The sequence below is a fragment of the Xanthomonas arboricola pv. guizotiae genome (genome assembly GCF_002940205.1).
In the GTDB taxonomy this organism is placed as follows: Bacteria; Pseudomonadota; Gammaproteobacteria; order Xanthomonadales; family Xanthomonadaceae; genus Xanthomonas; species Xanthomonas arboricola_C.
This window is the reverse complement of sequence record NZ_MDSK01000003.1, coordinates 24,125-46,413: the sequence shown is the minus strand read 5'-3', so window position 1 is coordinate 46,413 and position 22,289 is coordinate 24,125. Positions and strand designations below refer to the sequence as shown.

The following is a 22,289-nucleotide window of genomic DNA, read 5'->3' as shown; positions in this document are numbered from 1 at the left end:
TCGGGAATCGGAACAGCGGTTGTCCGCGGCCGGAAGGTAACAGCCCTCGCGGACAAAAGCTCTTGGGCTTTTGCGATTCCCCATTCTCCATTGCCGATTCCCCCGCCCTGACAGGTCCATGACAGCTTCACCGGACTAGGCTGCTGCCAACGCGCCACAGCGTGCTTGTGCGGTGCATCGCTGAACGTGATTCACACATGTACCTGGGAGGGTCTGTGAGCAACGACACCTTGCGTCTGCGCGTCTTCGCCACCTGCGCCGCGCTGTGCCTGGCACCGGCGGCGCATGCGGCCGAGGGCGATGGCCCGGTCACCGCCGAGGTGGGCGGGCGCGTGCACTGGGACTTCACCATGTTCGACAACGACGACCGTGGTACGCCCGAGCGCAACGACACCCAGTTCCGTCGCGTATGGCTGGATGTGGCCGGCAAGTTCTACGGCTTCACCTACAAGGCCGAGGCGGAATTCGCCGGCCTGCAGTACGAATCCGGCAGCCGCGGCATCCTGGCGCGCGATGTGTATGTCGCCAGGAAATTTTCCGCCGGCACGCTGACGGTCGGTCAGTTCAAGCAGTACTTCTCGCTGGACGATCGCACCGGCTCCAACTACGGCCCGTTCCTGGAACGCGGCTATGCCTCCACCACGCTGGCACCGATCTATCGCAAGGCGATCTCCTGGCAGACCAATCGCCCCGATGCGACCTGGTCCACCGCAGCCTACAGCCTGGAAAGCATCGACAATTCCTCGACCAAGGGCGGTGCGCTCGGCACGCGCCTGACCTACGCGCCTGAAATGGGCCAGGCGCGGCTACGCCACCTGGGCATCTCGCTGGCGCACGAGCGCTATTCGCATCCGGGCAGCGGCGGCGCGGCGTCCCTGTTGATCCGGCCACGCCCGGAGAACGATCTGGCCAACAACAGCCGCATCACCCTGGCGCGCTTTGCCGATGGCCGCGATACCGATTTCGACAAATGGTCGCTGGAATATGCCGAAGTGCTGGGCCCGTGGTCGTGGCAGAGCGAATTCAGCGGCGGCCTGCTCGACGACGGCTCCCAGCATGCCAAGTTATTGGCCAGCTACGGGCTGGTCAGCTGGTTCGTCACCGGCGAGTCGCGCGGCTACGACCGCAAGACCGGCCGTTTCAGCCGTATCGCCACGCCCAATCGTCCCTCCGGCGCGTTCGAGCTGGCCTTGCGCTACGACTACATGCGCGGCGATCAGCATCTGGATGGCCAACCGGATTTCATCAACGCCAGCACGCAGTCGTGGACGCTGGGCGGCAACTGGTATTTCAAGCCGAACCTGCGCGTGATGCTCAATGTGATCGACAGCCGCAACCGCGACCGCATGGTCGATGCGGTGGTCGACCACACGTTGGCGGTGACCGGCCGTTTTCAGTACGACTTTTGATGCGCAGCTGCATTGCGCCAGCAATCAGGGAAAGTGATGCACGCATGTCCGCTGCGTACATCGGTGCGACGCGTCGCAACGTCGTCGCTCCCGCGCGCATCGCCCTGCCTCCGCTGCGCAACCTGCGTGCAGCAGCGATTGCCTGTACACCCCCGCCTCGTCACCGCTGCACGCCACCTGCAGCGCTGTGCTCCACTCTCCCCCCTGCTGTACGCCTCAAAGGATTCGCCCGCATGCTGACCGCGCTCGGTTTCGGAATGGTGATCACCTTCATGTACCTGATCATGAGCAAGCGGCTGTCGCCGCTGGTGGCTCTGATCACGGTGCCGATCGTGTTCGCGCTGCTGGGCGGCTTCGGCACCGGCATCAACGAGATGATGCTCGACGGCATCAAGAAGATCGCGCCCACCGGGGTGATGCTGATGTTCGCCATCCTCTACTTCGGAGTGATGATCGATGCCGGCCTGTTCGATCCGCTGGTCGGCCGCATCCTGCGCCTGGTCAAGGGCGATCCGCTGAAGATCGTGATGGGCACGGCGATCCTGGCGATGCTGATCTCGCTCGACGGCGACGGCTCCACTACCTACATGATCACCGTCTCCGCGATGCTGCCGCTGTACCAGCGCCTGGGCATGAACGCGCTCAACCTCACCTGCGTCACCATCCTGGCCAGCGGCGTGATGAACCTGACCCCGTGGGGCGGCCCCACGGCGCGCGCCGCCACCGCCCTGCATGTGGATCCGGCCGATGTGTTCGTGCCGCTGGTGCCGGCGATGGCGATGGCGATCGCCGGCATCCTCACGCTGGCCTGGTATCTGGGCATGCGCGAACGGCGCCGCCTGGGCGTGGTACGCCTGCCCGCCGACGGCAACTGGCTGGACACCAGCATCCCCGAGGAAAGCGATGCGCTGCCGCGCGTGGAAGACACCGAGGACATGAAGCGGCCCAAGCTGCTGTGGGTGAACCTGCTCCTGACCCTGGCGCTGATGGCCGCGCTGGTGGTCGGCGTGCTGCCGATGCCGGTGCTGTTCATGATCGGCTTTGCGCTGGCACTGATGATCAACTACCCCAACCTGGCCGAGCAGCGCCGCCGCCTGGTCAATCACGCCGGTAACGTGCTGTCGGTGGTGTCGCTGATCTTCGCCGCCGGCATCTTCACCGGCATCCTGTCCAACACCGGCATGGTCGAAGCGATGTCGCGCAGCTTCCTGGCGGTGATCCCGGACAGCTGGGGCCCGTATCTGGCGGTGATCACCGCGATCGTCAGCATGCCGTTTACGTTCTTCATGTCCAACGACGCGTTCTACTTCGGCGTGCTGCCGATCCTGTCCGAGGCCGCCGGCCACTACGGCATCACCCCGGTGGAAATGGCGCGCGCCTCGCTGGCCGGGCAACCGGTGCATCTGCTCAGCCCGCTGGTGCCATCGACCTATCTGCTGGTCGGCCTGGCCAAGGTCGACTTCGCCGACCATCAACGCTTCACGCTGAAGTGGGCGGTGCTGATCTCCCTGTTGATGTTGGCGGGCGGGTTGTTGTTTGGCCTGTTTCCGTTGGCGCGCTAGCCGCGCGCCGGGATTCGGCATTCGGGATTGGGGATTCGCCAAAGCCAGAGCGAACCAATGCCCGCTGTTACGAATCCCCTCATCCCCAATCCCCAATCCCGAATCCCAACTCCGAAGGAGTTCAAGCAATGACACTTCGCATCGCATACGTCACCAGTGGCATGGGCAGTGTGGGTACCGCGATCTGCCAGAAGCTGGCGCGCAGCGGGCATACCGTGGTCGCCGGTTGCGGGCCCAATTCGCCGCGCAAGACCTCCTGGCTGCGCGAGCAGCGCGAGCAGGGCTTCGAGTTCGTCGCCTCCGAAGGCAATGCCGCCGATTGGGAGTCCACCGTGGCCGCGTTCGCCAAGGTCAAGGCCGAGGTCGGCGAGATCGATGTGCTGGTCAACAACGCCGGCGGCAGCCGCGACACCTTGTTCCGGCAGATGAGCCGCGACGACTGGAACGCGGTGATCGCCAGCAACCTGCATTCCCTGTTCAACATCACCAAGCAAGTGGTCGACGGCATGACCGCGCGCGGCTGGGGACGCATCGTCAACATCGGCTCGGTCAGTGCGCACAAGGGCCAGATCGGACAGATCAATTTCGCCACCGCCAAGGCGGCGATGCATGGTTTCAGCCGCGCCCTGGCGCAGGAAGTGGCCTCGCGCGGGGTCACCGTCAACACCATCTCGCCGGGCTATATCGCCAGCGCCTCGATCAGCAGTTTCCCGCCCGACGTGCTCGACCGCCTGGCCACCTCGGTGCCGGTCCGCCGGCTCGGCAAACCGGCCGAAGTCGCCGGGCTGTGCGCCTGGCTCGCCTCCGATGAGGCCGCCTACGTGACCGGCGCCGACTATGCGGTCAACGGTGGTCTGTACATGGGCTGAGAGCCGCTGACAGCAGGTGGCACGCAGCGTCAGCTCGCCGCCAGCGCCACGCCCGGCGCCGTAGTGCGCGGGAGGTACATGCCGGTTCGCGTACCGAGCGCGCCGGCCGGGCGGTGAGCGCGGTCTTCGATAACCACGGTGAAGCTTGTCCGCTCTTATGCCCCGCTGCTCTGATGCCTCACCGCTCCGAATCGCTGCGCGCGTCGCGGCCGCTGTCATGCCCGCCTTCCGCCCCGACGCCTGCATGCAGGTGCGGAATTGCGCTCGACCAGCGCGCACAAGCGGGCGCCACTGCGTCGATCAACCCGCCTCCAGCGCGAACTGATTACACTCGGGTTTTTCCGCACTGCGCTGCCATGGCCAAACCTTCAGAACGCGCCACGCCGGGTGCCCGCCCGCAGATGGCCGACATCGCCCGCATGGCGGGCGTGTCCGAATCCACCGTGTCGCGTGCCCTGGCCGGCAGCCCGGTGGTGGCCGAGCGGACGCGTGCGTACATCAAGCAGATTGCCGCCGATGCCGGCTACCAGGTCGATCCGATCGCGCGCAGCCTGCGCGCCAAACGCTCCAACACGGTGAGCGTGGCGGTGCCGATGATGCATGCGCTGGACCAGCCGCTGTCGGACCCCTTCATGATGACGATGCTGGCGCTGCTGGCCGAGGAACTGACCGGGCGCGGCTACAGCATGCTGCTGTCCAAGCTCGACCGGCATCAGGACGGCTGGGTGGAACAACTCGCGCGCGGCAGCCGCTCCGATGGCGTGATCGTGCTGGGGCAAAGTTCCGAACATGCCGCACTGGACGAAGCCGCGCGCGATGGCTTGCCGATGGCGGTCTGGGGCAGCCGCATCGACGGGCAATCGTACATCAGTGTGGGCAGCGACAATTTCCAGGGCGGCGCTTTGGCCACCGACCATCTGATCGCCAGCGGCCGCCAGCGCATCGCCTTTCTCGGCGACGACCAGTTGCCCGAGGTTGCCCCGCGCTTTGCCGGCTATCGCCATGCGCTGCAGCGGCACGGGCTGGAGTTCGATACGCGCCTGCATGCGCGCAGCCACTTCCTCAGCGAAGACGCCTATCGCCTCACCCGCGCCATGCTCAAGAAGACCGATCCGCCGGACGGGCTGTTCGCCGCCTCCGACGTGATCGCGGTCGGCGCCATCCGCGCCCTGGTCGAGGCCGGGCATCGCGTGCCGCAGGACATCTCGCTGGTGGGCTTCGACGATATTCCGCTGGCGGCCTACAGCCAGCCACCGTTGACCACGGTGCGGCAGGACCTGGGCCTGGCCGCACGATTGCTGGTGGACCGGCTGCTGGCGCTGATTGCCGGCGAAGCCGTGCAATCGGTTGAAATGCCGGTGAAGCTGGTGGTGCGCGAGTCGGCGTGAAGCGGGGATTCGGGATCCGGAATTTGGGATTGGGATTGGGATTGGGATTGGGATTGGGATTGGGATTGGGATTGGGATTGGGATTGGGATTGCGGATTGCCGATTGCCGATTGCCGATTCGGAGATACCAGCCGACAGCCCGCTTCCTTCTCCCGCCTGCGGGAGAAGGTGCCCGAAGGGCGGATGAGGGGGGCAGGCAGCCGGCGACGTCAGCTAGGTATTCCTAAGAATCTGTCAGGATCACTTTCGGCTTGCGGACGCGCACGCACAGCATCGCTACCGCGGCGGCCAGCATCAGTGCGCCGGCAAGCTTGATCACGTTGCGCGGGTCGCCGTGCAGCAGGCGCTCGTAATACAGCGGCAAGGTGACGATCTGGATCAGCATCGGCAGCACGATGAACAGGTTGAACAGGCCCATGTACACGCCGGTGCGCTCGGACGGAATGCTGTCGGCCAGCATCAGGTACGGGTTGCCCATCATGCTGGCCCAGGCCAGCCCGATGCCGATCATCGGCAGCAGCATCAGCCAGCGGTCCTGGATGCCCGGCAACACCCACATGCCGATCCCGGCCGCGACCAGGCAGGCCGCGTGCGTGTACTTGGGGCCGATGCGACGCACCACCGGCACCATCGCAAACGCAGCCAGAAAGGCGACGAAATTGTAGAACCCGCCGATCTGCCCATTGACCAGGCCGGCCTGGCGGAAGCCATGCGAGTCGGCTTCGGTGGTGCCGAACAAGCTGGTCGATAGCGACAGCACGATGTACTGCCAGTAGCAGAAGATCGCGTACCACTGGAACAGCATCACCGGCGCAAGCTGGCGCATGGTCGGCGGCATCGCGCGCAGGGCGCCGTAGATTTCGCGCACTGTGGCGCCCAGGCCGGCACCGGTCTGGCGCATCCGCGCGATCTCTGCCGGCGCAAGCACCGGCTCGCGCACGCTGCGCGCGGTGAGCAGGATCGAGGCCGCGGAAAACCCCGCGCCGATCACGAAGGCGGCGATGGTGACATAGGGAATGTGGTGCGCATTAGCGGCGTCCTCGTTCATGCCCATCCACACCAGCAATGGCGGGGTGAGGTAGGCCAGCGTCTGCGCCAGGCCGGTGAACGCGCTCTGGGTGAGATAGCCCAGCGGCCGCTGCGGTGGCGCCAGCACATCGCTGACCAGCGCACGGTATGGCTCCATCGCCACGTTGTTGGCCGCATCCAGGATCCACAGCAGGCACACCGCCATCCACAGCGCAGTGCTGAACGGCATCGCCAGCAGGCACAGGCTGCACACCAGCGCGCCCAGCACCATGTACGGCATGCGCCGGCCCCAGCGGGTGACCGAGCGGTCGCTCCACGCACCGACGAACGGCTGCAGCACCAGCCCGGTGATCGGCCCGGCCAGCCACAGGTACGGCAGGCTCGCGTGATCGGCGCCCAGATAGTTGTAGATCGGGCTCATGTTGCTCTGCTGCAGGCCGAAGCTGTATTGCACGCCGAAGAAGCCGGCGTTGAGCGCCAGGATGCGCGCGAAGGAGAACGGAGTGGCGGTCGACGACATGCAGAACCCTGGGCATCGGTGCGGCTCCCAGCGGCCGCAGCGCACTGTACCCTGCCGTCCTTGCAATCGATTGTAACGCTGCGCCGCAACACGTTTCGATTGTCGAGACATAAGCTCTCGCGCCGTGGATTGATGCTGCAGCGCAAGATTGCAATCGATTGTACTGGAGCGTATTACTGCGCTCGCACTGCAGGCCACACGGCCACTCCCTGGGAGGGGACGATGCAGGCGTCGGCACACCACCATCCGTGAGAGAGAGAACCGCAATGCCCACCTTGCACACCCTGCGCCTGCACGCCCTGGCCTGCGCGGTCGCCTCCTGCCTGTGCGCGCCTGCCGCGCTGGCGCAGGACGCGACCACGGCCGCACCCGTCACCCCGCCGGCCGCCGACAGCGCCGCGGTCAACCTGGATTCGGTGTTCGTCACCGGCACCTCCACCGCCACCACCAAGCTGAAGTCCAGCGTGTCGGTCAGCACCGTCGGCGCCGAGGCGATCGAACAATCGGCGCCGCGCAGCACCGCCGAAATCTTCCGCAACATCCCCGGCATCCGCGCCGAATCCAGCGGTGGCGAAGGCAACGCCAACATCGCCGTGCGCGGCCTCCCCGTCGCCTCCGGCGGCGCCAAGTTCCTGCAGCTGCAGGAAGACGGCCTGCCGGTGATGGAATTCGGCGATATCGCCTTCGGCAACTCGGACATCTTCCTGCGCTCGGATTTTACCCTGGACCGCATCGAAGCCATCCGCGGCGGCTCGGCATCGACGTTCACCAGCAACGCGCCCGGCGGCATCATCAACTTCATCAGCAAGACCGGCGACACCGCAGGCGGCAGCGTCGGCGTGAGCCGCGGCCTGGATTACGACAACACCCGCGTGGATTTCGACTACGGCGCGCCGTTCGCGGAAAACTGGCAGTTCAACATCGGCGGCTTCTTCCGCCAGGGCGATGGCGTGCGCGATGCCGGTTACACCACCGACAAGGGCGGCCAGCTCAAGGCCAACCTGACCCGCCTGTTCGAGAACGGCTACGTGCGCGTCTACGGCAAATACCTCAACGATCGCGCCGCCGGTTATCTGCCGGTGCCGACCTCCGTGCGTGGCCGCGACCGCTCGCCGGACCTGGGCGGCTTTGCCGGCTTCGACCCGGGCAACGACACCTTGTACAGCCGCGATTTCCGCACCGATGTCGGCCTGGACGGCAACAACCAGCCGCGCCGCACCGACCTGGGCGACGGCATGCACCCGATCTCGCGCACCATCGGCGCCGAGGCCTGGTTCGACCTGGGCAACGGCTGGAACCTGAGCGAGAAGTTCCGCATCGCCGACAACAGCGGCCGCTTCGTCAGCCCGTTCCCGGCCGAGGTCACCGATGCCGCCACGCTCGCCGCGTCCATCGGCGGCGCCGGCGCGCAACTGGTGCAGGCCAGCGGCCCGGACGCCGGCCAGGCCTACACCGGCAACGCGATCCGCACGCATCTGTTCAACGTGGCGATCAACGACCTGGGCAACGTCACCAACGACCTCAGCGTCTCGCGCGAGTTCGGCGGCGACGGCCGCACGCTCAACCTGCGCATGGGCTATTACAGCTCGCGCCAGACCATCGACATGGACTGGACCTGGAACTCCTACGTGCAGAGCCTGGGCCGCGACTCGCGCCTGCTCAACGTGGTCGATGCCGGCGGCGTGTCGCGCTCACAAAACGGTCTGTATGCGTACGGCACCCCGTTCTGGGGCGATTGCTGCATCACCCGCAGCTACGACGTGCGCTACGACGTCAACGCGCCGTACGTCGCACTGACCTTCGACAGCGGCAAGTTCAGCATCGATGGCAGCCTGCGTTACGACATCGGCGATGCACGCGGCAGCTATGCCGGCACCGCGATCGCGCAGAACCTGGACGTCAACGGCGATGGCGTGATCCAGCCGGTTGAACAGCGCGTGGCCACCGTCGACACCGCCAACGCACGGCCGGTGGATTACGACTGGAACTACCTGTCGTATTCGCTGGGCAGCAACTACCTGATCAACGACGACCTGGGCGCGTTCGCGCGCATCAGCCGCGGCGCACGCGCCAATGCCGACCGCCTGCTGTTCGGCGTGGTCCGCGACGACGGCTCGGTCTCCTCCGATGAAGGCGTCAACGTGGTCCGCCAGGCCGAAGCGGGCCTGAAGTGGCGCCGCGACGGCCTGAGCCTGTTCGCCACCGCGTTCTCGGCACGCACCGAGGAACAGAACTTCGAAGTCACCAGCCAGCGTTTCTTCAACCGCAGCTACGAGGCGCACGGCGTGGAACTGGAAGCCAGCTACCGCTACGAAGGCTTCACCGTCAACGGCGGCCTGACCTGGACCGATGCGGAGATTTCCAAGGACCAGATCACTCCGGAAAACACCGGCAACGTGCCGCGTCGCCAGGCCGATGTGGTGTGGCAGTTGACGCCCAGCTATCGCGGCGACGGCTATCAGTTCGGCGTCAACCTGATCGGCACCACCGATGCCTACACCCAGGACTCCAACCAGCTGAAGATGCCGGGCTATACGCAGGTGAACCTGTTCGGCGACTACCGCGTGACCGACGCACTGACCGTGGCGCTCAACGTCAACAACCTGTTCAACACCTTCGGCCTGACCGAGGCCGAGGAAGCCAGCATCCCGGCCAACGGCATCATCCGCGCGCGCTCGATTGCCGGCCGCACCACCAGCATCAGCCTGCGTTACGACTTCTAAGGACCCCTCGCCGGGTTCGTCCCGGCGCTTGCCGATGAGCACCTCCCCCAGCGATTTCACCGCATTGCGCGCGGCCTTTGCCGCGCCCCTGGATGCGCAGCGAGCGAGCGCGCTGTTGCCGCGCTTCGACCGGCACGCGCCGCGTCTGCTCGACGCGCTGCAAGCGCTATATGGGCAACGCCCGGACCATGCGGCGTGGCTGACGCGGTGGTTGAGCGCGCTCGGCAGCAGCGCGCAACAGCGGCCACAGCCACTGCAACAGCTCGACACAACGCGCCAGCCCGGCTGGTTCGGCGGGCAGCACATGCTGGGCTACAGCGCCTACGTGGACCGCTTCGCCGGCACGCTGCAAGGCGTGGCCGAACGTGTGCCGTATCTGCAGGAGCTGGGTGTGCGCTATCTGCACCTGCTGCCGTTCCTGCACGCGCGCGCCGGCGATAACGATGGCGGCTTTGCGGTCAGCGATTACGGTCAGGTGGAGCCGAGCCTGGGCAGCAACGACGATCTCGTCGCACTGACCACACGCCTGCGCGAGGCCGGCATCAGCCTGTGCGCGGATTTCGTGCTCAACCATACCGCCGACGACCACGCCTGGGCGCAGGCGGCGCGGGCCGGCGATGCGCGCTATCTCGACTACTATCATCACTTCGCCGATCGCACGCAGCCCGACCAGTACGAAGCCACGCTGGGACAGGTCTTCCCGCACACCGCACCCGGCAACTTCACCTGGGTGGACGCCACCGGCCAGTGGATGTGGACCACGTTCTATCCCTATCAATGGGATCTGAACTGGAGCAACCCGGCGGTGTTCGGCGAGATGGCGCTGGCGATGCTGCAGCTGGCCAATCTGGGTGTGGAAGCGTTCCGCCTGGATTCCACCGCGTATCTGTGGAAGCGCACCGGCACCGACTGCATGAATCAACCCGAGGCGCATACCTTGCTGGTGGCGCTGCGCGCGGTCACCGATATCGTTGCGCCGTCGGTGGTGATGAAGGCCGAAGCCATCGTGCCGATGACGCAATTGCCGCCCTACTTCGGCAGTGGCGAGGACCAGGGCCACGAATGCCACCTGGCCTATCACAGCACGCTGATGGCGGCCGGCTGGTCGGCGCTGGCGCTGCAACGCGGCGACATCCTGCACAACGTCATCGCGCATAGCCCACCCTTGCCGGCCAACTGCGCCTGGCTGAGCTATGTGCGCTGCCACGACGACATCGGCTGGAACGTGCTGCAACACGAAGCCGCCGGCAACGCCGCGCAGCCGCCATTCGCACTGCGCGAGGTCGCGCGCTTCTATGCCAATGAGGTGCCGGGCAGTTACGCGCGCGGCGAGAGCTTCCAGAGCAGTGGCGACGGCGTGCACGGCACCAACGGCATGGCCGCGGCATTGGCCGGGATCCAGGCCGCACAGGCGTCGGGCGATGCGGCGGCGTTGCGCATGGCGGTGGATCGACTGGTGTTGCTCTATGCCATCGCGCTGGCGATGCCGGGCGTGCCGTTGATCTACATGGGCGACGAACTCGCCCTGCCCAACGACGGCAGCTACCGCGACGATCCGCAGCGTCGGCACGAAGGTCGCTGGTTGCATCGCCCGGCGATGGATTGGCCGCTTGCAACACAGCGCGAAGATGCAGCCAGCCTGAGCGGCACGGTGTATCGCCGGCTACGTGGATTGATCCGGCAACGTGCCGCGCTGCCCGCCTTGGCTGCCGACCAGGCGCTGGGGAGCGTTGCGCTGGGCGATGCGCGCCTGTTTGCATTGACGCGTGGCGATCGCTTCTTGGCGGTGCACAACTTCGGCGAACAACCGTTGCCGGTGGCGCTTGCCGCGCTCGGAGATGGCCGATGGAAGGTGGTGGCGGATGGCGGCGAGACGGCTGCCGAATCGCTGAGCGATGACCTGCGGCTGGTGCTACCGGCGTATGCAGTGCGCTGGCTGGAGCGTACTGCTTGAACGCGACTGTGCAGGTTTGTCGCGCGCCTGCAGGGCGCACCATCTGCGGCTAGGGCGGACGATCTGTGGCCTGGCAGCCGGGCCCTTGCCCGCCCACCGTCGCAGGACACGCCGCAAGTACGTCCGTGTAGGCTCTTACGCGGCATCCATGCCGCGTAAGGTCCCGCGACGGTGGGCGGACAAGGACCAGTCAGCATGGCCGGTTCGTTTGGTTGCGAGCACCGGATTGCTTCCGGTTGTTGAACGATGCGGCGCTTTTAAAGTACACGGCGAAGGACGCTAAAAAGCTACTGCACTTACCGTCAGACAGGTGCGGCTGCCGCTCGGCACCGGTATGTACCACGCGTACACTCCGGTTACTCCGCGACGTCCGCACCTTAGCTGACGACTACTTGCTCCGTCTTGTTGGCCGCTCCAAATCAAACGTGGCGATGTCTTCCGGTGGCCTTCATGCATCGCCAACACGACAACCAGAATCAGCGCTTCGACAACTCAAGCAACGCCCCGGCAGCCTTCTCCGACGAAGCCGGGTTCTGGCCGGTGACCAGCACGCCATCGGTGACCACATGCACGCCCCAGTCGGCGCCCTTCTCGTAGCGGCCGCCAAGTTCGGTCAGCACGTCTTCGACCAGGAACGGCACGATCTTGGTCAGGCCCACGCCCTCTTCTTCGCTATTGGTGAAGCCGGTGACGCGGCGGCCGTTGACCAACGGCTTGCCATCGCTGCCCTTGACCCGGCGCAGCGCGCCCGGTGCGTGGCAGACCAGGCCGTGCGGCTTGTTGGCCGCGGCGAATGCTTCGATCAGCGCGATCGAATCTGCGTCTTCGGCCAGGTCCCACAACGGGCCATGGCCACCCGGGTAGAACACCGCATCGAAGTCATCGGCCTTGACGTCCGCCAGGCGCTGCGTGCTGGCCAATGCCTGCTGTGCGTCGGTGTCCTGCTTGAAGCGCTTGGTGGCCTCGGTTTGCGCATCGGGCTCGTCGCTCTTGGGGTCCAGCGGCGGCTGGCCACCCTTGGGCGAGACCAGGGTGATGTCTGCGCCGGCATCCTTGAACACGTAATACGGCGCGGCAAATTCCTCCAGCCAGAAACCGGTCTTCTTGCCGGTATCGCCGAGTTGGTCGTGGGAAGTGAGCACCATCAGGATTTTCATCGTATCGCCTCGTGACATGGCCCATTGCGGGCAAGGCGATCAGTGTCCGCTGCAGCCCGTTGCAGCATCGTGTAGAACGCGTCGGCACGATGCCTACGGTTCAGTGCCTTGCACTGGTAGCAATGCAATGCCAGGCATGCGTCACGTACTTTGCCTCGTCACCCGACCCGCGTCTGCGGCAGCGTCGCTGTGCCACCGCGCTGGCGCGGCAACCTCGCGCAACTTGCTCGGCAGGCGTCAGACGTTCATCGCCGGTGGCTGCAGCTGATCCATGCGGATGCGATTGGCGAACAACGAAAACGCCAGCATGCCGGCCAGCCCGCTGACGCGGCTCACCCACGGCGGCAACCAGCGCGGGGCGACCAGCACGCCACTGTCGAACAACGGCGCAAGGCGCGCCACGTCGCCCAGGGCCATCTTGCCGGCGAACAGGTAACGGCACAGCTGCAGCTGATCGCGCTGCAGCGCATGCCGGAAGAAGGTGTGCACCGCCACCAGCCCGCGCAGGTACACGGTGTCCTTGGTGAAGGCGCCGCCGCCGGAGGTCGGCACGCCGCGGAAGACGCGCTGCGCCGAGGAAAAACTCTCCGCCGCGCTCTGCCCGCCTGCGGTGAAATAGCGGAACACCTCGATGAAGTCCGCACCCGAGCGCGCCATCGCAATCGCCTCGATACGCAGGCTGATGCGCTTCATGCGTTCGATATCGATGCTGCCGGTGATCTGCTCGGCGAATGTGGCCAAGCCTTCCTGCGTGGCAGTCGTGCGCGGCGAGGAAATCCCCAGGCTGGGGAGATGCACCTGCGCACGGCCATTGAGTGCGGTCAGCGAATGCACCAGCGCTTCGTGATGGAACAGCTGCGCGCGGTCGTAATCGCTGAACGTCGCGCCGGTGCGCAAGCGGATGCGGTGCGCGCCGGCGGCCGCCTTGGCGAGCAGATCCGGATCGAGCGTGACGGTGATGACGCGCCCTTCGAAAAACGCGTCCAGATCGTTCTGCAACTGCATGCGTAACGCCGTTGCCGACACAGGCACCTGTTCTTCCGGCGCCAGCAATTCGCGGTCCAGCTCGTGCGCGATCTGGATGAAGTGCCGCGCCGCTTCGCGCGTGCTCGGGCCGTTGCCCGGCATCGGGTCGTCGGGCACGCCGAACAGCTGCGCCGAGTAATCGCTGACCGCGCGGGTGCCCAGCGATTCCAGCAGGCCGGCCGCCAGGCCCCAGCTATGCGCCGAATCGATCAGGTACGCGCCGATGGGATGATGCGGGTCGGCGTCCCTGGCAATGGCGGCCAGTTCGCGCCGGGTGTCGCCGAAATCCAGCGATGGGTAGTCGACCTGCGGCAATTCCGGCTGCCCACGCGCCACGCTGAGCAGAAATGGCTCCTGCAGCGCGCGCGGCCAGCTGGCCAGGGCGAGCAGGCGCACGCCGCGTACGGCCTTGACCAGGCGCGCATCCAGCGCCGCATGGTGGACGATGTCCGGCGGCCCCTTGCGCGATGGCATCAGCGGCGTCCGTTGCGGTCGACGCTGGCAGGCCGCCGGCCCGCTCCCTTGCCCCGGTTGTTCTGCGCCAGGCGTGTGGCGAGCTTTTCGGCCGCTGCGGCCACTTCCACCCGCAGCTTCATGTAGTTGGCAACCCGCTCCGGATCCAGCAAGTCGGCCTTGATCGCCGCGCGCACCGCGCAGCCGGGCTCGGCGATATGCGCGCAATCGTTGAAGCGGCACTGCGCCGCCAGCGCTTCCACATCGGAGAAGCCGCCCTCGGCCAGATCTTCTTCGCCGGTAGGCTTGAGCTCACGCATTCCGGGCGTATCGATCAGGCAGGCACCCGACGGCAACGGAATCAACGCGCGATGGGTGGTGGTATGCCGGCCGCGCGAATCGTTCTCGCGCACCGCATTGGTCTTCATCTTCTGCGTGCCGAGCAGGGTATTGGTCAGCGTCGACTTGCCGGCACCGGACGAGCCCACCAGCACCGCGGTACGGCCATCGCCCAGCCACGGCCGCAGCGCCGCCACGCTGTCCGGATCCTTGGCGTTGACCGCGCGCAACGGGATGTTCTGCGCTTCCAGTTCCTCCAGCACCGCCAATGCGTCCTCGGCGTATTCGGTCTGGTCGGCCTTGGTCAGTACGACCACCGGTTCGGCACCGCCGCCGCCGACCAGCAGCAGGTAGCGTTCGATGCGGCGCGGATTGAAGTCCGCATCCAGCCCGCACACGATGAATACCGTATCGATGTTGGCCGCGATTACCTGCTGGTGGTAATGCTCGCCGGCCGCACCGCGCTTGATCGAGGTGCGCCGTGGCAGCAAGGCCACGATGCGCTTGCCCTCCATCAGCACCCAATCGCCCACCGACGCCCGCTCATGGCTGGGAAACCGCGGCCGCTGCCACTCCGGCAACGATTCGGCCTTGAGACCGGCCTCCGGCGTATCGGCCACCACATAGCCGGTGCGATGCTGCTCCACCACCCGCGCCGGCAGCGCCTGCGGATGCGCGGCGAAGAGCGCCTGCCAGGCCGGATCCTCGGCAGGGCCAGGCCAGGGCCAGCCAATGGATTGGAGGGTGGGGTAATCGGGGGACACAATGCTCATGGGGCGATTCTAGCCGGCTGGCCGCAGTGGCTTGTGCAATCGGGCGTTGCGCCCGGGCTGAAGCGCCCCTTGGCATCGTTGCCGATGCAAGCATGTCCGCCTGTCATATTTCCGCTACCATGCCAAGCCTCACGCCTACAACCGGCCCGTCGCATGTCCACTGCCCCGCAAAAGCCGCTCGCCATCCGCGAGCGTCTGTCCGAAGTCCGCTACGAAATCCGGGGCGAGCTGGCGCGACGAGCGCGGGAGCTGGAGGCGCAGGGCCGCAAGCTGATCAAGCTCAATATCGGTAATCCAGGCGCGTTCGGGTTCCGTGCGCCGGAGCATCTGCAGCGCGCGATCGCCGACGACATGGGCCGCACCGATCCCTACACCCATCAGCAGGGCCTGCCGGAAGCGCGCGAGGCGATCGCCACCGCGTATGCGCGGCGCCAGCACCCGGATGCGCATCCGGACCGCATCTTCGTCGGCAACGGCGTCAGCGAGCTGATCGACCTGTCGCTGCGTGCGCTGCTCAACCCCGGTGACGAAGTGCTGGTGCCCTCGCCCGACTATCCGCTGTGGTCGGCCGCCACCATCCTCAACGATGGCCGACCGGTGTATTACCGCTGCGCTCCGGAAAACGGCTTCCAGCCGGATCCGGTGGAAATCGAGACGCTGGTGTCCTCGCGTACCCGCGCCATCGTGCTGATCAATCCAAACAATCCCAGCGGCGCCAGCTATTCGCGCGAACTGCTGGAGCGCATCGTGGCCATCGCCAGCAAGCACAACCTGCTGCTGATGGTCGATGAGATCTACGACCAGGTGCTCTACGACGACGCCGCCTTCGTGCCGGTGGCGCCACTGGCCGGTGCGCATCCGTGCATCACCTTCGGCGGCCTGAGCAAGGTGCACCGCGCCTGCGGCTGGCGCGTGGGCTGGGCGCTGCTGTCGGGCGAGCAGTCGCGCATCAACGACCTGCGCAATGCGATGGACCTGCTCGGCGCCTTGCGCCTGTGCGCCAACGTGCCGGGCCAGTACGCCATCGACGCGGCAGTCAACGGGCCAGACACCATCTCGGCGCTGTGCGCGCCGGGCGGCCGTCTGTACGAAACCCGCCGTGCGGTGATCGAGGCCTGCGCGGCCAGCGAGCACCTGTCGCTGGTGGCGCCGGCCGGTGCGCTGTACGCGTTCCCTGCGGTGGTCGGCCCGGCCGCGCGCAACTTCGACGATCACGAATTCGCGCTCGACCTGATGAACGAGGAAGGCGTCCTGGTGGTGCCGGGTTCCAGTTTCAACGTGCCTTACCGCCACCACTTCCGCGTGACCCTGATGCCGGAAGCGCCGGTGATGCGCGATGTGTTCGCACGTATCGACCGTGCGCTGGCGCGCCGCGCCGAGGCGGTCACCAAGGTCGTGCCGCTCAAGTCGCGCAGCGTGGCCTGATGGCGGCGGCCGGCACGCCGCTGCGCTATCTGGCGCTCGGCGATTCCTACACCATCGGCGAAGGCGTCGCCCCCGAGCAGCGCTGGCCGGTGCAACTGGTCGACGGTTTGCGTGCCTACGGCTGGAACGTGGCGCCGCCGCAGATCATCGCCACCACCGGCTGGACCACCGACGAGCTGCAGGCCGGTCTCGATGCCGCTGCGCCGCAGGGGCCGTTCGAGCTGGTGAGCCTGCTGATCGGTGTCAACAATCAATACCGCGGGCGCTCGCTGGACGCGTACCGCAGCCAGTTCGATGCGTTGCTGCAGCGTGCGATCGGGTTCGCCGGCGGGCTTGCGGCACGCGTGTTCGTGCTGTCGATTCCGGATTGGGGGCTGACCCCGTTTGCGCATGCGCAAGGCGGCGATGCGGCACTGATCGGCGCACAGATCGACGCCTTCAACAGCGTAGCTGCCGAACGCTGCGCCGCGCGCTCGGTGCGCCTTGTCGACATCACCGCCACCAGCCGCGATGGCGGCGACGCTGCCGACATGCTGGTCGACGATGGCCTGCATCCCTCCGGCGCCATGTATGCGCGCTGGACCGCACTGGCACTGCCAGCGGCGCGCGATGCGGTAGCGGCTGCCAACGCGAGCGGGATGGACCACGCCACGCGTGGGCAGCCCCAATCGCGTCAGCAGGCCCCAGGCTAGCCGCGCACCAAGCCTCATTGCCAAGGAACGACATTGCACAGCACCGCCACCCAACCCATGAGCCGCGCGCAGGCGCTGGCGATCGCGCGCGCGTTTTTGCCGCCGCATCCGCTGGGCAATCGCTACGACTATTACTACACCCAGGCCAAGCTGCGCACCGACCCGCTGTATCCGGGCGTGCTGGCCGAGTTGCGCAGCACCCGCGCGCCCGTGCTGGATCTGGGCTGCGGGCTGGGCCTGCTCGCGCACGCATTGCGTGCCGATGGCCAGGCATTGGCGTATCACGGGGTGGATGTGGACGCGTCCAAGATCCGACGCGCGCAACACATCGCGCAGCGCTCGGCATTGGGCAATACGCAGTTCGCGGTGGTCGATCTGAGCGTGGCCTGGCCGCAACACCGCGGCAGCGTGACCATTCTGGACGTGCTGCAGTATCTGCAGGCCGACATGCAGGCCAGCCTGCTGCGCAGCGTGGCGCAGATGCTGACGCCGGGCGCGAAGCTGGTGATCCGCAGCGCATTGGGCGATACCAGCAGCCGTGGCCGCACCAGCCGCGTGACCGACGTGCTGGCACATCTGAGCGGCTGGATGCAGCGCATGCCGCGCAGCTATCCCACCCGCGACAGCCTGCAGGCGCAGCTGGACGCTGCCGGTCTGCGCGCGAGGTTTGCGCCGTTGTACGGCAACACGCCATTCAACAACTGGCTGATCGTGGCCGAGCCGCGCTGAGGCCGTGCACAATGTGCCTGGCTCGCTTCAGAACGGCTGACAAGACGTAACGCGCGGTCGCCGGATGGATGTGGACGGCACGCAGTAACCGGCGTGGACGCGTCGCAATGCCGCACCGGGCACCGGCCGCGCAGTCGTTTTGACAGCCGCTGTTGACGTCATGCGGATGATCCCGGGCCACGTTGTTCAAGGTCGGTGCACCACCGCCCCAGAGAATCCGCTGGCTGCCTTGTTGAAGGCCATGCACACGACCATCTCGCCTGGCCCTTGCCCATCCACCGTCGCGGGACCTTACGCGGCATGGATGCCGCGTAAGCGCCTACAGGACGTACTTGCGGCGTGTCCTGCGAGGGTGGGCGGGCAAGGGCCGTGCAGCGAGTCGCAGAGCAGCCGCTCTACAACTGATCCATCCGCGCCGACCAATCACTTCGGGACAACCAACTCATCGAGCCGCCGCTTTGTCTAGATGCAGGCAAAGGCCTAGTTCGCCGAGTGCGCGGCGCCCTCACCGCTCGCGGGACACGCCGTGAATCCGTCCATGGAGGCTCGGTGGCGGCATCCTTGCCGCCACACGGTCCCGCAATCGGTAAGGGCACCGCGCCAGAGAATTTGTAGGTTGCGTTGTTGAAGGCCCTGCACACCGACCATCTCGACTGGTCCTTGCCCGCCCACCGTCGCGGGACCTTACGCGGCATGGATGCCGCGTAAGAGCCTACAGGGATGTACTTGCGGCGTGTCCTGCGAGGGTGGGCGGGCAAGGGCCCTGCAGCGAGTCGCAGAGCAGCCGCTCTACAATTGATCCATCCGCGCCGACCAATCACTTCGGGACAACCAAGTCACCGAGTCGACGCGCCGTTTGGATGCAGGCAAAGGCTTGGTTAGCCCACCGTCGCAGGACCTATGGCGGCATCGATACCGCCAAAGCCTGTCGTCTTGAGCAAGGTCAGAACTTCCAGGACAGCGTCAGCTCCACATCGCGCGGGTCGCCGTAGATCAACTGGCTTTGATAGACGATGTTGGCGTAGTACTTGCGGTCGAACAGGTTGCGCACGTTGAGCTGCGCCGACCATGCCTGGCTGATGTCGTAGCGTGCCATCGCATTGGCCAACACCACGCTGCCCTGGGTCAGCCGTTGCGTTGTGCCCTGTGGCCCGGACATCAATTCGTGGATGGCCGACTGCCAGCTCAGGCCACCGCCCACGCGCCATGGGCCGGTCTGCCAACTGGTGAACAGAGTGGCCTCGCGACGCGGGCTGGTCGGATTGACGTCGACACCGCTGGCATCGTTGGCATCGAACTGGGCAAAGCCGAACGCGATCCGCCACTGCTCGGACAGCTGTCCGTCGAGCTGGAATTCCACCCCCTGGCTGACCGTGCCCTTGGCCGCCAGGAAGGCCTGATTGGTGGTGCCGGGCACGAATTGTCCGGGGTCGTTGACCGCCAGGTTGTCCTGCTCGATACGGAACACCGCCAGCGCCGCGTTGAGCTGGCCGCCGAGGTATTCGCCCTTGGCGCCGACCTCGTAGCTGTTGCCTTCCAGCGGGGCGAGATAGCGCCCGCTGCGGTCGCGATTGTTTTGCGGCTTGAAGATGCCGGTGTAGCTGGCGTAGAGCGAATGATGGTCGTCCACGTCCAGGATCAGGCCGGCGTACGGCGTGGTGCGGCCGCGACGCTCGTAGGTGTTGGCCGGCACCAGTTGATCGGTGTTCTTCCAGTCGGTGACGCGTGCGCCGACGATGGCCGTGAGTGCGTCGGTCAGGCTGAAACGGCCGGCAGCGTAGGCAGCCACCTGGCGCACGTCGCGTTCTTCGCCCTTCACCAGCGGCGTCCATTGCGGTTGCGCCATGGTTCCGGTCCATGCGTAGACGCTTTCGGCCGTCAGCACCTGCGGCGGCTGCGGCCCGTTGGACCAGCTGCGCACGTTGCGGTTCATCCAGGTGGCGCCAGCGACCAGTTCGTGGTTGCGGCCCCACCAGGTCAGCGGCACGCTGAGATAGGCATCCAGGCTGTTTTGCGCCGTGAGTGCGGGATAGCGCCCGCCAAACGTGTTGGCAAGGCCCAGGCCGGTCTGGCGGTCCGGGTAATCGAAGTAGCCGAACAGCACCGACTTCCAATCGGCTTCGAAGCGCTGATGCGAATATTCCACGTGCAGCTGCGCACCGTTGTCGAAGCGACGGGTCAGGCCGGCAAACGCATTGGTGGTGTCGGCCACGCCGCGCGCCCAGCGCGGCGTGAACGCATCCGAGCGTGCAAAATTGGTGCGGCTGCCGTCGCTGAAATACGCCGGCACCCCGCCCCAGGTGGTGCCGCGGCCGTCGTTGCGCTGCTTGTTGATGCCGATGTAGCCGCGCGTGGCATCGCTGAAATCCGCATCGACGATGCCGTAGAACAGCGACGATTGCTTGCTGTAGTAATCGCGGAACGACTGCTTGTCCTCGTAGCTGGCAACCACCCGTCCACGCACGTTGCCGGCGGCGTTCAACGGAGATTGCAGGTCGACGGTGCCGCGATAGCGGTCCCAACGCCCTGCCGACAGATCGACCCGACCGGTGAACACATCGCTGTCGGCATGCTTGCGCACCAGGTCGATCGACGCGGCCGGACTGCCCGCGCCGGTGGTCAGGCCATTGGCGCCGCGGATGATTTCCACCCGGTCGTAGATCGCCATGTTCTGCTGCACATCGCCGGTGTAGTCGGTAGGAATGCCGTCGATGCGGTAGTAGTCCACCTCGAAGCCGCGCGCAGTGATGTAGGTGCGCTCGGTGTCCCAGGTCGGCGAGTTGAAGCCGGCCACGGTGTCGGTGACGTCCTGCAGCGATTGCAGGTTGCGGTCGACGATCTGCTGGCGCGTCACCACCACCACCGACTGCGGCGTCTCGCGCAGCGACAGCTCCAGCTTGGTCGAACTGCGCGCCACATCGGCGGTGTAGGAGTCGCTGCCTTCGGTCGCGGCGCCGCGGTGTGCCTCGATCTGCAGACGGTCCAGATCGACCGGGTCGCGCGTGCTCGATTGCGCCGCAGCCGCCAATGGCCATGCGCAGGCCAAAGCCAGCAGGGAGGACGCCAGCGGCAGCTGCGACGAACGGAAATCCGCACGCGTGAGCGTGCGCGCAGGGACGATGCGATGGGACATGGGTCAGCCTCAAGAGCGAGTATGGCCGTCGATGACGGCTAGTGAGGCTGGCGTCGGCAGCGCCCTCGGAAGGCGCGCACCGTTTGCTGGCTGGGGGCGCATGTTCGATCCGCGTTAAATCGCTGTCAATACATGCGCGGTCGATGCCGGGCTCGGGACTGCTGGCTCCGGGCAATCCGGCGAACAAAAGACGCGTCGCACCAGAGCGTTTCCGCCGACAGGGACGATGGATCCGGCAACGCACGCTCTGCTTCCACGCCATCGGCCACGCCGTGCGCAGGACCTCAGAGCGGACGCCGCCCGGCCAGGCCGCGCGCATGCATCGCCTCCAGCACGCCACGCAGGATGGTGAGGTTGTGGCCGTGCGCGGCGCCTTCGTGCAGCAGCACGATGGCGCCGGGGCGCAGGTCGCGCACGATGCGCGCCACGGTGGCCTGCGGCTCGCAACGCACCCCGTCGAAACCGCGCGCGCTCCAGGCCACGCGGGTCAGCCCGTGCGCACGCAGCGGCGAGGCGACGAAGGGATTGGTCATGCCCACCACCGAGCGGTACAGCCGCGGCGCCTGCCCGGTGATGGTGGCCAGCACGCGCTGCGCCTGGCCGATTTCCTGCGCCATGCGGTGCGGTCCCAGCGCCCAGAACCAGGCCTGCGGATGGGTATGGCTATGGTTGCCGATGCCATGCCCGCGGCGCGCGATCTCGCGTACCAGTTCAGGACGCTGCTCGGCGCGTGCGCCGACCACGAAGAACGTGGCCTTGGCATCGAAGGCGTCCAGCAGATCCAGCATCGCCGGGGTGTCGTCGGAGGGGCCGTCGTCGATGGTCAGCCACACCTGCGGCGCCCGCCCGGGCAGGCGCGCCAACACTGGCGCGTACAGCCGCGCGCGCGGCAGGAACACCGGCACCACGAACAGCGCATGCGACAGCAGCAGCGCCGGCACGCCCCAGGCCCAGCCAAGATGCCACCAGAGCAGCGCCACCGCCGCCTGCGACAGGGCCAGCAGGCCCACCCAGCGGTACGGGTGCGAGGGGATGCGATACAGCGTTTGAAGCGTGGTCATGCCGCATGATGCCATGCGGCGTAGAATGCCCGGACTCCACGATCTGA

Annotated in this window: 15 protein-coding genes and 1 other RNA gene; 10 read left to right on the top strand and 6 right to left on the bottom strand. The window is 66.6% G+C overall.

Translation table 11 applies throughout. The features are described 5' to 3' along the window. Positions 1-215 precede the first annotated feature (215 nt). From XarbCFBP7408_RS02735 to XarbCFBP7408_RS02715, 4 genes are all read left to right on the top strand, one after another. Positions 216-1,409 carry an OprO/OprP family phosphate-selective porin gene (locus tag XarbCFBP7408_RS02735; RefSeq protein ID WP_104561162.1) on the top strand — a complete coding sequence of 398 codons (1,194 nt, stop codon included), beginning with the start codon at positions 216-218 and terminating at the stop codon, positions 1,407-1,409. Positions 1,410-1,642: 233 nt separating this feature from the next. Beyond that, positions 1,643-2,971 carry a CitMHS family transporter gene (locus tag XarbCFBP7408_RS02725; protein WP_039519049.1) on the top strand — a complete coding sequence of 443 codons (1,329 nt, stop codon included), beginning with the start codon at positions 1,643-1,645 and terminating at the stop codon, positions 2,969-2,971. A 128-nt stretch (positions 2,972-3,099) separates the two neighbouring features. After that, entirely contained in the window at positions 3,100-3,840 is a 741-nt protein-coding gene (phbB, locus tag XarbCFBP7408_RS02720; RefSeq protein ID WP_104561160.1) for an acetoacetyl-CoA reductase, read from the top strand. A 356-nt stretch (positions 3,841-4,196) separates the two neighbouring features. Beyond that, entirely contained in the window at positions 4,197-5,228 is a 1,032-nt protein-coding gene (locus tag XarbCFBP7408_RS02715) for a LacI family DNA-binding transcriptional regulator (protein ID WP_104561158.1), read from the top strand. A gap of 223 nt (positions 5,229-5,451) precedes the next feature. On the opposite strand, the gene XarbCFBP7408_RS02710 is transcribed toward XarbCFBP7408_RS02715, so the two are convergent. Then, positions 5,452-6,777, bottom strand: a complete 1,326-nt coding sequence (locus XarbCFBP7408_RS02710) for an MFS transporter (protein ID WP_104561156.1) — start codon at positions 6,775-6,777, stop codon at positions 5,452-5,454. Positions 6,778-7,043: 266 nt separating this feature from the next. On the opposite strand from XarbCFBP7408_RS02710, the gene XarbCFBP7408_RS02705 reads away from it, so the two are divergent. The 3 genes from XarbCFBP7408_RS02705 (at position 7,044) to XarbCFBP7408_RS02695 (ending at position 11,865) form a co-directional block, all read left to right on the top strand. Beyond that, positions 7,044-9,500: a TonB-dependent siderophore receptor gene (locus XarbCFBP7408_RS02705; protein ID WP_181106154.1), complete on the top strand. Its 2,457-nt coding sequence runs from the start codon at positions 7,044-7,046 to the stop codon at positions 9,498-9,500. A gap of 34 nt (positions 9,501-9,534) precedes the next feature. Further along, positions 9,535-11,454, top strand: coding sequence for an alpha-amylase family protein (locus tag XarbCFBP7408_RS02700; protein WP_104561152.1), 1,920 nt, complete (start codon positions 9,535-9,537; stop codon positions 11,452-11,454). Positions 11,455-11,788: 334 nt separating this feature from the next. After that, positions 11,789-11,865, top strand: a non-coding RNA gene (locus XarbCFBP7408_RS02695) — sX9 sRNA. A gap of 65 nt (positions 11,866-11,930) precedes the next feature. On the opposite strand, the gene XarbCFBP7408_RS02690 is transcribed toward XarbCFBP7408_RS02695, so the two are convergent. The 3 genes from XarbCFBP7408_RS02690 to rsgA all read right to left on the bottom strand — a co-directional run bounded on the left by XarbCFBP7408_RS02690 (position 11,931) and on the right by rsgA (position 15,202). After that, the gene (locus XarbCFBP7408_RS02690; RefSeq protein ID WP_104561150.1) at positions 11,931-12,611 is read right to left on the bottom strand and encodes a type 1 glutamine amidotransferase domain-containing protein; all 681 of its coding nucleotides are present in this window, start codon (positions 12,609-12,611) and stop codon (positions 11,931-11,933) included. Positions 12,612-12,848: 237 nt separating this feature from the next. Further along, positions 12,849-14,111 carry a flavohemoglobin expression-modulating QEGLA motif protein gene (locus XarbCFBP7408_RS02685; protein ID WP_104561148.1) on the bottom strand — a complete coding sequence of 421 codons (1,263 nt, stop codon included), beginning with the start codon at positions 14,109-14,111 and terminating at the stop codon, positions 12,849-12,851. Then, a complete protein-coding gene (gene rsgA / locus XarbCFBP7408_RS02680) occupies positions 14,111-15,202 on the bottom strand; it encodes a ribosome small subunit-dependent GTPase A (RefSeq protein ID WP_104561146.1) in 1,092 nt (363 codons plus the stop codon). Before rsgA ends, XarbCFBP7408_RS02685 begins: the two co-directional genes overlap by 1 nt. Before the next feature lie 153 nt (positions 15,203-15,355). On the opposite strand from rsgA, the gene XarbCFBP7408_RS02675 reads away from it, so the two are divergent. From XarbCFBP7408_RS02675 to XarbCFBP7408_RS02665, 3 genes are read left to right on the top strand one after another with little or no spacing between them, the layout of a single operon-like run. Next, entirely contained in the window at positions 15,356-16,627 is a 1,272-nt protein-coding gene (locus XarbCFBP7408_RS02675) for a pyridoxal phosphate-dependent aminotransferase (protein WP_024938954.1), read from the top strand. After that, the gene (locus XarbCFBP7408_RS02670; protein WP_104561144.1) at positions 16,627-17,319 is read left to right on the top strand and encodes an SGNH/GDSL hydrolase family protein; all 693 of its coding nucleotides are present in this window, start codon (positions 16,627-16,629) and stop codon (positions 17,317-17,319) included. The genes XarbCFBP7408_RS02675 and XarbCFBP7408_RS02670 overlap by 1 nt, the downstream gene beginning before the upstream one ends. A gap of 57 nt (positions 17,320-17,376) precedes the next feature. After that, positions 17,377-18,048 carry a methyltransferase gene (locus XarbCFBP7408_RS02665; protein ID WP_104561142.1) on the top strand — a complete coding sequence of 224 codons (672 nt, stop codon included), beginning with the start codon at positions 17,377-17,379 and terminating at the stop codon, positions 18,046-18,048. A gap of 943 nt (positions 18,049-18,991) precedes the next feature. Here XarbCFBP7408_RS02665 and XarbCFBP7408_RS02655 read toward each other — a convergent pair. Both XarbCFBP7408_RS02655 and XarbCFBP7408_RS02650 read right to left on the bottom strand, forming a co-directional pair. Next, positions 18,992-21,181 carry a TonB-dependent siderophore receptor gene (locus tag XarbCFBP7408_RS02655; protein WP_104561140.1) on the bottom strand — a complete coding sequence of 730 codons (2,190 nt, stop codon included), beginning with the start codon at positions 21,179-21,181 and terminating at the stop codon, positions 18,992-18,994. Positions 21,182-21,465: 284 nt separating this feature from the next. After that, the gene (locus XarbCFBP7408_RS02650) at positions 21,466-22,257 is read right to left on the bottom strand and encodes a polysaccharide deacetylase family protein (RefSeq protein ID WP_181106152.1); all 792 of its coding nucleotides are present in this window, start codon (positions 22,255-22,257) and stop codon (positions 21,466-21,468) included. Positions 22,258-22,289: the final 32 nt, after the last annotated feature.

Bases quoted from the DNA above. Each gene is read 5' to 3' on its own strand.
- XarbCFBP7408_RS02710 (WP_104561156.1), bottom strand. From the start codon at position 6,777: ATGTCGTCGACCGCCACTCCGTTCTCCTTCGCGCGCATCCTGGCGCTC.
- XarbCFBP7408_RS02715 (WP_104561158.1), top strand. From the start codon at position 4,197: ATGGCCAAACCTTCAGAACGCGCCACGCCGGGTGCCCGCCCGCAGATG.
- rsgA (WP_104561146.1), bottom strand. From the start codon at position 15,202: ATGAGCATTGTGTCCCCCGATTACCCCACCCTCCAATCCATTGGCTGG.
- XarbCFBP7408_RS02655 (WP_104561140.1), bottom strand. From the start codon at position 21,181: ATGTCCCATCGCATCGTCCCTGCGCGCACGCTCACGCGTGCGGATTTC.
- XarbCFBP7408_RS02665 (WP_104561142.1), top strand. From the start codon at position 17,377: ATGAGCCGCGCGCAGGCGCTGGCGATCGCGCGCGCGTTTTTGCCGCCG.
- XarbCFBP7408_RS02690 (WP_104561150.1), bottom strand. From the start codon at position 12,611: ATGAAAATCCTGATGGTGCTCACTTCCCACGACCAACTCGGCGATACC.
- XarbCFBP7408_RS02650 (WP_181106152.1), bottom strand. From the start codon at position 22,257: ATGGCATCATGCGGCATGACCACGCTTCAAACGCTGTATCGCATCCCC.
- XarbCFBP7408_RS02725 (WP_039519049.1), top strand. From the start codon at position 1,643: ATGCTGACCGCGCTCGGTTTCGGAATGGTGATCACCTTCATGTACCTG.
- XarbCFBP7408_RS02685 (WP_104561148.1), bottom strand. From the start codon at position 14,111: ATGCCATCGCGCAAGGGGCCGCCGGACATCGTCCACCATGCGGCGCTG.
- XarbCFBP7408_RS02675 (WP_024938954.1), top strand. From the start codon at position 15,356: ATGTCCACTGCCCCGCAAAAGCCGCTCGCCATCCGCGAGCGTCTGTCC.
- XarbCFBP7408_RS02670 (WP_104561144.1), top strand. From the start codon at position 16,627: ATGGCGGCGGCCGGCACGCCGCTGCGCTATCTGGCGCTCGGCGATTCC.
- XarbCFBP7408_RS02705 (WP_181106154.1), top strand. From the start codon at position 7,044: ATGCCCACCTTGCACACCCTGCGCCTGCACGCCCTGGCCTGCGCGGTC.
- XarbCFBP7408_RS02700 (WP_104561152.1), top strand. From the start codon at position 9,535: ATGAGCACCTCCCCCAGCGATTTCACCGCATTGCGCGCGGCCTTTGCC.
- phbB (WP_104561160.1), top strand. From the start codon at position 3,100: ATGACACTTCGCATCGCATACGTCACCAGTGGCATGGGCAGTGTGGGT.